Here is a 12936-nt window from a genome sequence, read left to right as displayed (position 1 = left end):
CACATATTAAGCATGTTTTATAAACGCTCAAAAAAGGGGAGCATTCCATGCTTAGTCAAATCAAGCGAAGGCACGTCAGTGTTGCGATGCTGTTTGTCTGCTGGGTCGTCGGTTTCCTCGACAAGACCGCGATCAACATCGCCATCATTCCGATCGTCGACGAGTTCCACCTGACTTCCGAACAGTCCGGGATGATCATCAGCGCATTCTTTCTCGCCTATTCTCTGACGCAGCTCGTCGGAGGATACCTTGTCGATCGGCTGGGAACCCGATCGGTCTTGACCTCCGCAGTCGGTATCTGGTCGCTCGGCACGGTCGCATGCGGCGCTGTCAGCTCCGCCATGGGGCTCGCCGTGTCGCGCGTCCTGGTCGGAATGGGCGAGGCTGTCTTCCCGGCGGGAAGCTCGGTCGCCATAACCGAGAACTTCAAAAAGGAGAGCATGGCCAGGCCGAAATCGGTCATTCAGTCGGGAGCCTCTGTCGGCTTTGCCGTAGGCTCGCTGGTAACCACGGCCTTGATCGCCTACTTCAACTGGCGCGTCATGTTCGTCACCCTCGGCTTGGTCGGACTGGTTCTTGCGATCGCGCTCTATCTGGTCATGAAGCCAGTCGCCGGCGCGGCTTCGATCTCCGCCGGCCCGAAAACGGCAAAGTCGGAAAAAGCTCGGATCACGGCGTTGCTCAAGAATGCACTGACCTGGAAGATCGCCCTCTGCTACTTCTTCACCAACATCGTCTTTTGGGGTCTCCAGTCCTGGCTCCCGTCCTATTGGGTGAAGGTCAAGGGCATGAGCATGATGTCGATGGGCGCCTATTCGGCAATCCCGCCGACGCTCGGCTTCCTGTCCTTCCTGTTCTGCGGCTGGCTGCTCGACCGCTATTTCCACAAGAAGGAAAAGTATCTCATCTGCATCGGCGCCCTGGTGTCGGCGGCGTTCATCTATCTGATGGCCAACGCTTCCTCCATCCCGCTGGCCTTCTTCTATCTCACGGTTTCAAACGTCTTCCTGAACGCGATCTCGATCAGCGTGTTCGTGACGATCATGAAACATTACCCCAGCCACTCGGTGGGGACAGCGACGGGCCTGATCAACTCCCTGGCCCAGATCGGATCCTTCGTCTCGCCGACAGCGATCGGGGCCATCCTGCACGCCACAGACCAGAATTATCAGACAGCCTTCCTGGCGATCATCGGCTGCGCTGTCGTGACCTTCGCCGTGGCGGCGACGCTTCCGACCGGAAGCAAGGACGAACTGGTCGCCGATCAAGCAATTCCAGGACTGGTGAAATGACATATATCGACATCATCGAGCGCGTGCTCACCGACAAGGCGGAAGGGCTGCAGTCGGCAGCCAATCAAATCTGGTCTTTCGCCGAAATCCGCTATGAAGAGTACAAGTCGGCCGCATTGCTCGCCGACCTTCTCGAAGCGGAGGGGTTTGCCGTCGAGCGCCGGGCCGGCGGCATCGAGACGGCTTTCGTCGCAAGCTACGGCGAGGGACAGCCGGTCGTGGCGATCCTGGGCGAGTTCGATGCGCTTCCCAATCTCAGCCAGGAGGGCGAGGTCGTCGGATATAAGCCCATCATCCCCGGCGGCAACGGCCATGGATGCGGGCATAATCTGCTGGGTGTCGGTTCGCTGGCCGCCGCCTTGGCGCTCAAGGCCTGCAAGGAAGAACTCGGGCTTGCCGGTACGGTCCGCTTCTACGGCTGCCCTGCCGAAGAGGGCGGTGGCGGCAAGGCCTTCATGGCCCGTGAGGGACTGTTCGATGGCGTCGACGTTGCCTTCACCTGGCACCCGTGGGATGAAAACCTCGCCTATCATGCAAGAATGCTGGCGACGAACCAGGTCTATTTCACCTTCCGTGGCGTCAGCGCGCATGCCGGCTTCGAACCTCATCTCGGACGAAGCGCGCTCGATGCCGTCGAGCTGATGAATGTCGGGGCGAACTTCCTGCGCGAGCACATCGTTCAGGACGGCAGGATTCACTATGCGATAACCGATACCGGCGGAAAGGCGCCTAATGTCGTGCAGTCGCAAGCCGAAGTGCTCTACAAGGTCCGCGCGCCGCTGATGGATCAGGTGCGCGACATTACCGAACGGGTCAAGGACGTGGCGCGCGGAGCGGCGCTGATGACGGGAACGGAGGTCGAGATCACCTTCGATGCAGCCTCTGCTGACCTGATCCCGAACGCCACGCTGGCAGGCGTCATTCACCAGGAACTCGGCAAGATCGGCGGAGCGTCTTTCTCAAACAGCGAGAAGGCGTTCGCGGCGGAGATCCAGAAGACTTTTCCCAAGGACGTTCAAGCGCGCATCGAGAAGCGCGGAACGATCCTCTCCGCGCATGTCAACGAGTTTCAGGAAAAGCCGACGTTCCTGCACGGTTCGACCGATGTCGGCGACGTCAGCTGGATCGTTCCCACCGGACAGGTCTACATGGCGACATCAGCCTACGGAACGCCTCCGCATAGCTGGCAGATGGTTGCGCAAGGCAAGACCTCCTACGCGCATAAGGGAATGCTTCAGGCCGGCAAGGTCATGGCCGCCGCCGCCGCCAGATGTCTCCAGGACAGCGAGTTGATCGTCCAGGCGAAGCAGGAACACGTCAGGGAGCTCGGAGGCGCTTCCTACAAGCCTCTCACCCCGCTCGAGACGAAGCCGATGAAGGTCCGCTAGGCAAATGCGGACGGTTATGTGAGCCATGGAATAGTTACGAGCAACAGCGAGCGGCGAGGGGACTTCAGCCGAGTTTGGGTAGTTGCTCCTCCAGCAGATCAAGGCTGTCCTCTCCGACCTCGTTGACATCATTCGGCATGGGATCGCCGGTCTCCTGGTAAACAAGCCCGGCGACGTACATGGCCGCCGTCGTCAGCGCGTTCCAGCCGTCTTCGCTGGGCTTTCCCACGGCCTCGGAGAGCCGACGGAGTGTCCCGCGCTCATCGTCGCTGTAAGTGAGGTCGGTGAAATATCGGCCGGTCAGGCGTCCATCGCCACTCCCAATACGGATTGCCGCCAGGGCGGCCCTGGCTTCGGACGCGTCGGGTTCGATGCGCTCGATGTGTGCGACCAAAGCCGCGGCAACGGTTGCCAAGCGCCGTGCTTGTTCGCGTTGCGGCAGGCCGGTCAACTCGGCGCGCAGTTTCATGTCTCCATGCTCTCCACTGAGTTTGTCGCAAAGTTTTTAACACAGATAGAAGCCCTTCCGGCTTGTCCCAGAAGGTCTGCCGATTGCGGCGCATTGCTCGTGTTTAGATCGGTCGAAAAAATCGAACGATGGCGCGTAACGGGTCGTCCTTTTAGAACGTTCCAATTCTAGAATGAAGGGTTCTGCGACAATTAGAAAATCATTACGCCGAAAATAGCCAATAAATGGCATCAGATTAAGATTTCTCTTGACAGAATTGGAACGTTCCAAATATTTAACGATCAATCAACGTTTGGTGTTCGGAGGAAGAGGTGACGAAGGCGCGGGTGACCGTCATCGATATCGCAAAGGCGGCTGGCGTCTCCAAATCGACGGTTTCGCTCGTGCTTCAGGGCTCTTCCCTGGTCAATGAGGGGACGCGGTCCAAGGTCAATGCGGTGATGCGCGAGCTGGGCTATGTCTACAATCGCGGCGCAGCCAATCTTCGCCAAGCCGGCGCCAAATCGCGGATCATCGGGGTCGTCGTGAACGATCTGACGAACAGCTTCTTTGCGGAGCTGGCAGTCGGCGTCGACATGGTCGTTCAGTCGGCCGGATTCGTGCAGTTCCTGTCGAACACCAGTGAGAGCATCGACAGGCAGCGCGAGGTCGTCGCATCGATGCGGGAACATGGCATTTCCGGGCTCATCGTGTCGCCGGCGCGCGCCACCGATGCTGCAGACTTCAAGCCGCTCGTCGCGGCAGGCATACCGGTGGTGGTCGTCGTGCGAAACCTGCCCGGCGCCAAAGTCTCGTCGATCGTCTCCGACAACCGGGCCGGCATGATGTCGGCGGTCAAGCACCTGGCGGGGCTCGGCCACAAGCGCATCGCTTTCCTCGGCGGTTTTCCCGACACCGCCGTCTTCGACGACCGCCTGGCCGGTTACCGAAGCGGCATGGAAGCAGCCGGGCTCGACTATCACCAAGAACTTGTCGTCTCGTCGGCGCCATCGCGCGCCGGCGGGGTCGAGGCGATCGGAAAAGCGCTCGTTCTTGCCGACAGACCGACGGCGGCCGTCTGCTTCAACGATGCTGTCGCCTTCGGTGTTTGCGACGGGTTGCGCGCGCGCCGTCTGGAGCCCGGCTCCGACTTCGCGGTCGTGGGTTTCGACGACGTCATAGAGGCTCAGGCGGCGGTTCCGGCGCTGACAACGGTCTCGGTCGATCCGCAAGGCATTGGGCGCCGCGGCGCGCAGATGCTTCTCAAGCAGATCAATGCGGGCAAGGCCGAGGCGGAGACGGTGACAACAGCCGTTCGGCTGGTCGTCCGCGAGAGCTGTGGAGCCGGCATGAGCGTCAAAATCAAACAGGACTCTGTCTAATGCCAACGAAGAAGCATCTCACCCCAACCGAAGCGGCCGCGCTGATCCCGGATGGCGCTGTTGTCACGGTGTCGTCTTCGAGCGGTCTCGGCTGCCCGGATCTGATGCTGAAGGCGATCGGCGAACGTTTCGATGCGACCGGCCATCCCAAGGATATTACCACCCTTCACCCGATCGCTGCCGGCGATATGAGCGGCATCAAGGGCGTCGACTATATCGCCAAGAAGGGACTGCTCAAACGCATCATCGGCGGCTCCTATCCCTCCGGTCCGTCGTCATCAGAGCCGCCACTGATCTGGCAGATGATCACCAGCAACGAGATCCCGGCCTACAACATTCCCTCCGGCATTCTTTTCGACATTCATCGTGAAGCCGCCGCCAAGCGACCAGGCGTCCTGACCAAGATCGGCATCGATACATTCGTCGATCCAGAGCGGCAGGGTTGCGCGATGAACGGCCTGGCGTCGGAACATCCGGTGGTCAAGCGTGTCAGCTTCGAAGGCGACGACTGGCTGTTTTTTCCCGCGATCGTCCCCAAGGTCGCCATAATCCGCGCCACCACGGCCGACGAGCGCGGCAACCTCACCTACGAACATGAAGGCGCCTATCTCGGCGGACTTGATCAGGCCCTGGCCGCCCGCAACAATGGCGGCATCGTCATCGCCCAGGTCAAGCGGATCACCAAGGAAGGCTCGCTGAAGCCGCATGACGTCCGTGTGCCCGGAATGCTGGTCGATTATGTGGTCGTCGATCCGGAGCAGAAGCAGACGACGCAGACGCAGTACGATCCGGCGATTTCGGGGGAGATCTTCCGCCCGCTCGATAGTTTCAGCGTCCCGGAGTTCAATGTTCAGAAAGTCATCGCGCGCCGTGTCGCGCAGGAACTTCAGACGGGAAGCTGCGTCAATCTCGGCTTCGGCATCTCGGCCAACGTGCCGCGCATTCTGCTGGAGGAGGGGCTCCACGGCGCAGTCACCTGGGTGATCGAGCAGGGTGCCGTCGGCGGCGTGCCGCTGCTCGACTTCGCCTTTGGCTGCGCCTCCAACGCCGACGCCTACATGCCGTCTCCCTATCAGTTCACCTATTTCCAGGGCGCAGGCTTCGATGCCTCGCTGCTGTCCTTCCTTGAGATCGGCAAAGACGGTTCGGTCAATGTCTCCAAGCTCTCCTTCCGGCCGCATGTGACGGCTGGCGCCGGAGGCTTCGTCGACATCACCGCGCGGGCGAAGAAGATCGTCTTCTCCGGCATGTTCAACGCCGGAGCGAAGCTTTCGATCGCCGATGGCGCGCTACTAATCGAGAAGGAAGGCAAGTTGAAGAAACTCGTCAACGAGGTCGAACATGTCACCTTCAGCGGTAGGCGCGCGATCGAGCAAGGGCAGGATATCACCTATGTCACCGAGCGGTGCGTGATGAAGCTGACGCGCGATGGCATCGTCCTCACCGAGATTGCCCCTGGCGTCGATCTCCAGTCCCACATCCTCGATCAATCGGAGTTTCCATTGATCGTCGCGCCTGATCTGAAGGTCATGGACGCGGCGCTCTTCGCGGAGGCAGCGATCGGCCTGTCGCTTCCAGAAAAAAAGGCACGCACGCTGGAGGGCAGCTTCCATGGCTAGCGGATCCGTCAGAATTGACGTCGATGGACATGTTGCGACGCTGACGATTTCTCGTCCGGAGAAGCTGAACGCGCTCGACCTGGACATGCTGAAAGCGCTGGCGGATGCGGCTGACGAGGTGGAGGCGAACGCCAATGTGCGCGCTGCCATTCTCACGGGCGAAGGAAAGGGCTTTTCCGCCGGTGGCGATATCAAGGCCTGGGGCGGAATGTTGCCTCAGGAGTTCGGTCATCTCTGGGTTCGCCACGGCCACCGTATTTTCGAAAGACTGGCGACACTCAGGGTGCCGTTGGTCGCGGCTCTGAACGGCCACGCTCTCGGAGGAGGGCTTGAGCTTGCGGGCGTCGCGGACATTCGCCTCGCCGAGCAGCACATCAAGATCGGCCTGCCGGAGACCGGCCTTGGCATGGTGCCGGGCTGGTCCGGGACGCAGCGTCTTGTGCGCCGGTTCGGGGCGCAGGCCGTCCGGCGTATGGCCCTGGGTGGCGAGATATTCACCGCCGAGGAGGCACGCCTTCTCGGGATCGTGGACGCGGTTGTTCCCACAGGAAACGCGCTGGCCGCTGCCAAGGAATATGCGCAGCGGATTGCTGCAAGGGGGCCGGCTGCGACCGAGATCGCGAAGTTGATGATCGCATCGGCGAACGGCGAAGACAACGGAACCGCGGTCGAAGCCCTGGGCTCGATCCTCGCTGCGAAGACCGGCGATCTGAAGGAGGGCGTCGCATCATTCAGCGAGAAGCGCCCGGCAACGTTCAAGGGAGAATGGTAATGACGGTCCTCGTCAACCCCACGGCACTGAGCAACCACAGAGCGCGTGATTTCAAGATGCTCATCGACGGCAAATGGGAGGCAGGCTCCTCCGGTCCGATCGAGCGTGTCGCGCCAAGCCATGGTGTCGTGGTCAGCCGCTTCCCGACGGGCAGCAGCACGGACGCCGAGCGGGCGATCGCCGCGGCACGCAGGGCCTTCGACCTTGGGCCGTGGCCGCGGATGACCGCTTCCGAACGTTCTGCCATCCTGCTCAAGGCGGCCGATCTGATTGCGGCTCGTGCGGAGGAGCTGGCATTTCTCGATGCGATCGAGGCGGGAAAGCCGATCACGCAGGTGCGGGGAGAAATTGCCGGATCCGTTGACATATGGCGCTACGCGGCGGCGCTCGCACGTGACCTCCACGGCGAAAGCTACAACACGCTCGGCGATGGCACATTGGGGGTCGTGCTGCGCGAAGCGATCGGCGTGGTGTCGATCATCACGCCCTGGAACTTCCCGTTCCTGATCGTCGGCCAGAAGCTGCCGTTTGCCTTGGCCGCCGGCTGCACCACCGTCGTCAAGCCCTCGGAACTGACCTCGGGATCGACGCTCGTGCTGGGAGAAATCCTGCAGCAGGCCGGCATTCCCGATGGTGTTGTCAATATTGTCACCGGCCGAGGACCTGAGGTCGGCGCGGTCATGACGTCGCATCCTGACGTCGATATGGTGTCCTTCACCGGCTCGACCGGCGTCGGCAAGCTGACCATGGCGAATGCCGCCCAGACGTTGAAGAAGGTCTCGCTGGAACTGGGTGGGAAGAACCCGCAGATCGTATTCCCGGATGCCGATCTTGATGCCTTCATCGATGCCGCGGTCTTCGGCGCATATTTCAATGCCGGCGAGTGCTGCAATGCCGGCTCACGGCTGGTCCTTCATAAATCAATCGCTGCCGATGTCGTCAGGCGGATTGCCGAATTGTCGAAGGCGGTGAAGGTCGGCGATCCCCTCGACCCTTCGACGCAGGTCGGCGCCATCATCACGCCGCAGCATCTGGAGAAGATATCGGGATATGTCGCCGGCGCCAGAAGCAGCGGCGCCCGCGTCGCTTATGGCGGCGAGACGCTCGATCTCGGCATGGGGCAGTTCATGTCGCCGACGATCCTCGAAGAGGTCACCCCTGATATGGCCGTGGCGCGTGAGGAAGTCTTCGGGCCGGTCCTGTCGGTCCTGACATTCGAGACATCAGCCGAGGCCATCAGGATCGCCAATTCCATCGACTACGGCCTGTCGGCCGGTGTCTGGAGCCGCGATTTCGACACCTGCCTGAAGATCGGCCGGTCGGTGCGGGCGGGCACGATTTGGATGAACACCTTCATGGACGGCGCCTCGGAGCTTCCCTTTGGCGGTTACAAGCAAAGCGGCCTCGGCCGCGAGCTCGGCCGTCATGCGGTCGAGGACTACACGGAGACCAAGACGCTGAACATGCATATCGGCAAACGCACCAATTGGTGGATGCCGCAGACGGAAAAGCCGGCTTAGCCGGCGGCCGAACTACGCTCGAGGAGGGCGGGTGATTGGTGCGGGAATGGGTCCCGCATCTTCCAAACTGGAACTGGGAGGTTCTTCGATGAACAGGTTTTTGACCACGACCGCAATGATCGCATTGGCTCTGGCCAGCGCTAGCGTGTCCGTACGCGCAGCCGACGTGAAGGAAGTGCAGATGCTGCACTGGTGGACGTCGGGCGGCGAGGCAGCGGCGCTGAACGTTCTGAAGCAGGATCTGTCCAAGGAAGGTTTTGCCTGGAAGGATGTTCCGGTGGCCGGCGGTGGCGGTGACGCGGCGATGACGGCGCTGAAGGCGATGGTGGCGGCCGGCACCTATCCGACAGCCTCGCAGATGCTGGGGTATACCGTGCTCGATTATGCCCAGGCCGGCGTCATGGGTGACCTGACGGAGACGGCGAAGAAGGAAGGCTGGGACAAGTCGGTGCCGGCGGCGCTGCAGAAGTTCTCGGTCTATGACGGCAAGTGGGTCGCAGCCCCTGTTAACGTCCACTCGGTCAACTGGCTGTGGATCAACAAGGCGGTGATGGACAAGATCGGCGGCACCCAGCCGAAGACCTTTGACGATCTGATCGCCCTGCTTGACAAGGCCAAGGCCGCCGGCGTCATCCCGCTCGCCCTTGGCGGCCAGAACTGGCAGGAAGCGACGATGTTCGATTCCATCGTGCTGTCGACCGGCGGTCCGGAGTTCTACAAGAAGGCCTTCAACGACCTCGATGAAGAGTCGCTGAAGTCCGAGACGATGAAGAAGTCCTTCGACAATCTGGCGACGATCGTCAAATATGTCGATCCGAACTTCTCCGGCCGCGACTGGAACCTCGCCACCGCCATGGTCATCAAGGGTGATGCGCTGGTGCAGGTGATGGGCGACTGGGCCAAGGGCGAATTCGTCGCCGCCAAGAAGACGCCGGATACCGACTTCCTGTGCTACCGCTTCCCCGGCACCGACGGCAGCGTGATCTACAACTCCGACATGTTCGGCATGTTCAACGTCCCCGACGACCGCAAGGCGGCGCAGGTGGCGCTGGCAACCGCAACGCTGTCGAAGAGCTTCCAGTCGGCCTTCAACGTCGTCAAGGGCTCGGTGCCGGCTCGCACCGACGTTCCCGATACCGACTTCGACGCCTGCGGCAAGAAGGGCATCGCCGACCTGAAGGCTGCCAATGAAGGCGGCACGCTGTTCGGCTCGCTGGCGCAAGGCTATGGCGCACCGCCGGCGATCGCCAATGCCTACAAGGACGTCGTCTCGAAGTTCGTCCACGGCCAGATCAAGACCTCCGACGAGGCCGTGACCCAGCTGGTCCAGGCGATCGACGACGCCCGCTGAGATCACTTGTGATGACAATGCTTCCCCGCGTGACCCGCGGGGAAGCTTCAGGCTCCGCGCCGATCACGCAGGATGATCATGCCCGGACGATATCGAGGAGCCATCATGCGGGGAGGAGATGACATTCCATGAGCACAGTTGCGACCACCGATCCGGTTCTGACGCCGCGGCAATCGACGGGTATCTCGTTGCGCGGCCGGCTGCAGGATGCGCTGCCGAAGATCGTGCTGGCGCCGAGCTTCGTCATCACCATCATCTTCGTCTACGGCTTCATCATCTGGACGGCCTATCTGTCCTTCACCAATTCCAAGACCTTTCCCTCCTATGCGCTGACCGGCGCACGCGCCTATCAGCGGCTGTGGCGCTGGACCTTCGAGAGCGATCCGCCGTCCTCCTGGTATACCTCGATCACCAACATGGCGATCTTCGGCTTCCTCTATGTCGGCATCTGCCTGGCGCTCGGTCTCTTCCTCGCCATCCTGCTCGACCAGAAGATCCGCGGCGAGGGGCTGCTCAGGCCGATCTTCCTCTATCCGATGGCGCTCTCCTTCATCGTCACCGGTGTTGCCTGGAAATGGTTCCTCGATCCCGGCCTCGGCCTGGAACAGACGCTGCACCACTTCGGCTGGACGAGCTTCCACTTCGACTGGATCAAGAACAAGGACTTCGTCATCTACACCGTCGTCATCGCCGGTGTGTGGCAGGCGTCGGGCTTCGTCATGGCGATGTTCCTGGCGGGCCTGCGCGGCATCGACGGCGAGATCATGAAGGCGGCCCAGATCGACGGCGCCTCGCCCTTCCAGCTCTACCGCCGCATCGTCATTCCATTGCTGCGGCCGATCTTTCTGTCGGCCTTCATCGTGCTCGCCCATATGGCGATCAAGTCTTATGACCTGGTGGTGGCGCTGACCTCGGGCGGGCCGGGCGGCTCGGCCTGGCTGCCGTCCAACTTCATGTATGAATACACCTTCAAGCGCAACGAGATGGCCGTCGGCTCGGCCAGCGCCATCATCATGCTGATGACCATCTCGGCGATCATCGTGCCCTATCTCTATTCCGAACTGAAGGAGAAGGCGCGATGAGCAGCGTGACCTCTCCGGCAATCGCAACCCCGCAGGCCAGCGACAACAGCAACGACAACAGCAACAGCCGCTGGATCGGCCGCACCGTCATCTACGGCCTGCTCGTGATCTTCGCCATCCTCTACCTGATGCCGCTCTTCGTCATGCTGACCACCTCGTTCAAGACCATGGACGAGATCCAGAACGGCAACATGCTGGCGCTGCCGCAAGCGCCGACCTTCGATCCCTGGATCAAGGCCTGGGGCGAGACCTGTGTGGGTCTGACCTGCGCCGGCATCAAGGGCTACTTCTGGAACTCGATCAAGATGGTGGTGCCGGCCGTCGCCATCTCCACCATCATGGGGGCGCTGAACGGTTATGTGCTCACCAAATGGCGCTTTCCCGGCCATACGCTGGTGTTCGGGCTGATGCTGTTTGCCTGCTTCATTCCGTTCCAGTCGGTGCTGTTGCCGATGGCAACGATCCTCGGTTCGCTCGGCCGCTTCGGCATGACGCTGCAGAACGCCACCGGCTTTGCCTTCGGCTTCGGCAATCCGACCGTCAATCTGGTCTTCGTCCATGTCGTCTATGGCCTGGGCTTCACGACGCTGTTCTTCCGCAATTTCTACGAGGCCTTTCCGACCGAGCTGGTGCGGGCCGCCCAGGTCGATGGCGCCAGCTTCTTCCAGATCTTCCGGCGCATCATGCTGCCGAACTCGCTGCCGATCATCGTCGTCACCGTCATCTACCAGTTCACCAATATCTGGAACGACTTCCTGTTTGCCTCGGCCTATGCCGGCACCGGCGATTCCATGCCGATGACGGTGGCGCTCAACAATGTCGTCAACACCTCGACCGGGGTGGTCGAATACAATGTCAACATGGCGGCGGCGATGATCGCCGCCGTGCCGACGCTCATCGTCTATATCCTCGCCGGCCGCTACTTCGTGCGCGGTCTGATGGCGGGCGCTGTCAAAGGGTAATCCATGGCCTTCCTCGAAATCTCCGGTCTTAAAAAGCGCTTCGGCGCCGTCGACATTCTCAAGGGCATCGACCTCGAACTCGACAAGGGCGGCTTTCTCGTGCTGGTCGGCCCGTCCGGCTGCGGCAAGTCCACCCTGCTCAACACCATTGCCGGGCTGGAGACGATCACCTCGGGCGATATCAGGATCGACGGGCGCGACATCAGCGGCCTGCATCCCTCCAAGCGCGACATCGCCATGGTGTTCCAGTCCTATGCGCTCTATCCGAACATGACGGTGGCGGGCAACATCGCCTTCGGCATGGAGATCCGCGGCGTGCCGAAGGACGAGCGTGCCAAGGCGATCAAGCAGGTCTCCGACATGCTGCAGATCGGCCATCTGCTCGACCGCAAGCCGAGCCAGCTGTCGGGCGGCCAGCGCCAGCGCGTCGCCATGGGGAGAGCCTTGGTCCGCAATCCGCAGGTCTTCCTGTTCGACGAGCCGCTCTCCAATCTCGATGCCAAGCTGCGCGTCGACATGCGCACCGAGATCAAGCGGCTGCATCAGCGCATGGGCACCACCTTCGTCTATGTCACCCATGACCAGATCGAGGCGATGACGCTGGCGACCAAGATCGCCGTGCTGAAGGACGGCGTGCTGCAGCAGTTCGGCACGCCGGCCGAGATCTATAACAGCCCCTCCAACATCTTCGTCGCCGACTTCATGGGATCGCCGGCGATGAACCTCTTGACCGCCACCGTCGAAAACGGCGCCGGCGGGCTCGAAGTCTCGCTGGAGCGGCCGAATGCCGCCCCGCTCAAGCTCCCCGTCATGGCTGGCAACAATGGCCTGACCACCTATACCGGCAGACAGGTGATCTTCGGCATCCGCCCCGAGGCGCTGACCGATCCCGACGGCGCCGACCGCAAGGCGCGCATGCTGAGCGAGGGCGACTGCCTGATCGAGGTGGTCGAACCGGCCGGCTCCGACACTTTCGCCGTCACCAAGCTCGGCGGCAAATCCGTCGTCGCCCGCCTGCGCGCCGATGCCGGTATCGCGCCAGGGCAGACAACCCGACTGGCCTTCAATCTCGACAAGGCCGTCTTCTTCGATCCAGAAAGCCAGGCGAGGATCGGGTGAT

The 12936-nt window shown here is 61.7% G+C and carries 11 protein-coding genes; 10 read left to right on the top strand and 1 reads right to left on the bottom strand.

All coding sequences use genetic code 11. The features are described 5' to 3' along the window. Positions 1 to 47 precede the first annotated feature (47 nt). Together FHT69_RS09435 and FHT69_RS09430 are read left to right on the top strand one after the other, a co-directional pair. Positions 48 to 1292: an MFS transporter gene (locus FHT69_RS09435; RefSeq protein ID WP_183905267.1), complete on the top strand. Its 1245-nt coding sequence runs from the start codon at positions 48 to 50 to the stop codon at positions 1290 to 1292. Continuing rightward, the gene (locus tag FHT69_RS09430; protein ID WP_183905266.1) at positions 1289 to 2680 is read left to right on the top strand and encodes an amidohydrolase; all 1392 of its coding nucleotides are present in this window, start codon (positions 1289 to 1291) and stop codon (positions 2678 to 2680) included. Before FHT69_RS09435 ends, FHT69_RS09430 begins: the two co-directional genes overlap by 4 nt. A gap of 64 nt (positions 2681 to 2744) precedes the next feature. On the opposite strand, the gene FHT69_RS09425 is transcribed toward FHT69_RS09430, so the two are convergent. Then, on the bottom strand, positions 2745 to 3149 hold the full coding sequence (locus FHT69_RS09425; RefSeq protein ID WP_183905265.1) for a hypothetical protein: 405 nt from the start codon (positions 3147 to 3149) through the stop codon (positions 2745 to 2747). A 311-nt stretch (positions 3150 to 3460) separates the two neighbouring features. Between FHT69_RS09425 and FHT69_RS09420 the strand changes: the two genes are divergently transcribed. The 8 genes from FHT69_RS09420 to FHT69_RS09385 all read left to right on the top strand — a co-directional run bounded on the left by FHT69_RS09420 (position 3461) and on the right by FHT69_RS09385 (position 12935). Further along, positions 3461 to 4510, top strand: a complete 1050-nt coding sequence (locus tag FHT69_RS09420) for a LacI family DNA-binding transcriptional regulator (protein WP_097631649.1) — start codon at positions 3461 to 3463, stop codon at positions 4508 to 4510. Next, on the top strand, positions 4510 to 6129 hold the full coding sequence (locus FHT69_RS09415; protein WP_063473391.1) for an acyl CoA:acetate/3-ketoacid CoA transferase: 1620 nt from the start codon (positions 4510 to 4512) through the stop codon (positions 6127 to 6129). The genes FHT69_RS09420 and FHT69_RS09415 overlap by 1 nt, the downstream gene beginning before the upstream one ends. Then, positions 6122 to 6901 carry an enoyl-CoA hydratase/isomerase family protein gene (locus tag FHT69_RS09410; protein ID WP_047619901.1) on the top strand — a complete coding sequence of 260 codons (780 nt, stop codon included), beginning with the start codon at positions 6122 to 6124 and terminating at the stop codon, positions 6899 to 6901. The genes FHT69_RS09415 and FHT69_RS09410 overlap by 8 nt, the downstream gene beginning before the upstream one ends. Then, entirely contained in the window at positions 6901 to 8421 is a 1521-nt protein-coding gene (locus tag FHT69_RS09405; RefSeq protein WP_183905264.1) for an aldehyde dehydrogenase family protein, read from the top strand. Before FHT69_RS09410 ends, FHT69_RS09405 begins: the two co-directional genes overlap by 1 nt. Positions 8422 to 8509: 88 nt before the next feature. Further along, complete coding sequence (locus FHT69_RS09400; protein WP_183905263.1) at positions 8510 to 9772, top strand: ABC transporter substrate-binding protein; 1263 nt, start codon at positions 8510 to 8512, stop codon at positions 9770 to 9772. A gap of 128 nt (positions 9773 to 9900) precedes the next feature. Beyond that, positions 9901 to 10854 (top strand): carbohydrate ABC transporter permease, encoded by a 954-nt coding sequence (locus FHT69_RS09395; protein ID WP_028755623.1) that lies wholly within the window; start codon positions 9901 to 9903, stop codon positions 10852 to 10854. Continuing rightward, complete coding sequence (locus FHT69_RS09390; protein ID WP_168332272.1) at positions 10851 to 11816, top strand: carbohydrate ABC transporter permease; 966 nt, start codon at positions 10851 to 10853, stop codon at positions 11814 to 11816. The genes FHT69_RS09395 and FHT69_RS09390 overlap by 4 nt, the downstream gene beginning before the upstream one ends. Positions 11817 to 11819: 3 nt before the next feature. Continuing rightward, positions 11820 to 12935: an ABC transporter ATP-binding protein gene (locus FHT69_RS09385; protein ID WP_028757118.1), complete on the top strand. Its 1116-nt coding sequence runs from the start codon at positions 11820 to 11822 to the stop codon at positions 12933 to 12935. The last annotated feature ends 1 nt before the right edge of the window (position 12936 follow it).

The organism is Rhizobium sp. BK008 (genome assembly GCF_014197345.1).
Classification (GTDB): domain Bacteria; phylum Pseudomonadota; class Alphaproteobacteria; order Rhizobiales; family Rhizobiaceae; genus Rhizobium; species Rhizobium anhuiense.
The sequence above is the reverse complement of the archived record's forward strand: the minus strand, read 5'-3'. Positions and strand labels throughout refer to the sequence as shown.

What these genes read in the sequence shown, in the direction of transcription:
- FHT69_RS09425 (WP_183905265.1), bottom strand. Translation starts at nt 3,149, where the DNA reads ATGAAACTGCGCGCCGAGTTGACCGGCCTGCCGCAACGCGAACAAGCA.
- FHT69_RS09405 (WP_183905264.1), top strand. Translation starts at nt 6,901, where the DNA reads ATGACGGTCCTCGTCAACCCCACGGCACTGAGCAACCACAGAGCGCGT.
- FHT69_RS09435 (WP_183905267.1), top strand. Translation starts at nt 48, where the DNA reads ATGCTTAGTCAAATCAAGCGAAGGCACGTCAGTGTTGCGATGCTGTTT.
- FHT69_RS09400 (WP_183905263.1), top strand. Translation starts at nt 8,510, where the DNA reads ATGAACAGGTTTTTGACCACGACCGCAATGATCGCATTGGCTCTGGCC.
- FHT69_RS09415 (WP_063473391.1), top strand. Translation starts at nt 4,510, where the DNA reads ATGCCAACGAAGAAGCATCTCACCCCAACCGAAGCGGCCGCGCTGATC.
- FHT69_RS09430 (WP_183905266.1), top strand. Translation starts at nt 1,289, where the DNA reads ATGACATATATCGACATCATCGAGCGCGTGCTCACCGACAAGGCGGAA.
- FHT69_RS09385 (WP_028757118.1), top strand. Translation starts at nt 11,820, where the DNA reads ATGGCCTTCCTCGAAATCTCCGGTCTTAAAAAGCGCTTCGGCGCCGTC.
- FHT69_RS09390 (WP_168332272.1), top strand. Translation starts at nt 10,851, where the DNA reads ATGAGCAGCGTGACCTCTCCGGCAATCGCAACCCCGCAGGCCAGCGAC.
- FHT69_RS09410 (WP_047619901.1), top strand. Translation starts at nt 6,122, where the DNA reads ATGGCTAGCGGATCCGTCAGAATTGACGTCGATGGACATGTTGCGACG.
- FHT69_RS09395 (WP_028755623.1), top strand. Translation starts at nt 9,901, where the DNA reads ATGAGCACAGTTGCGACCACCGATCCGGTTCTGACGCCGCGGCAATCG.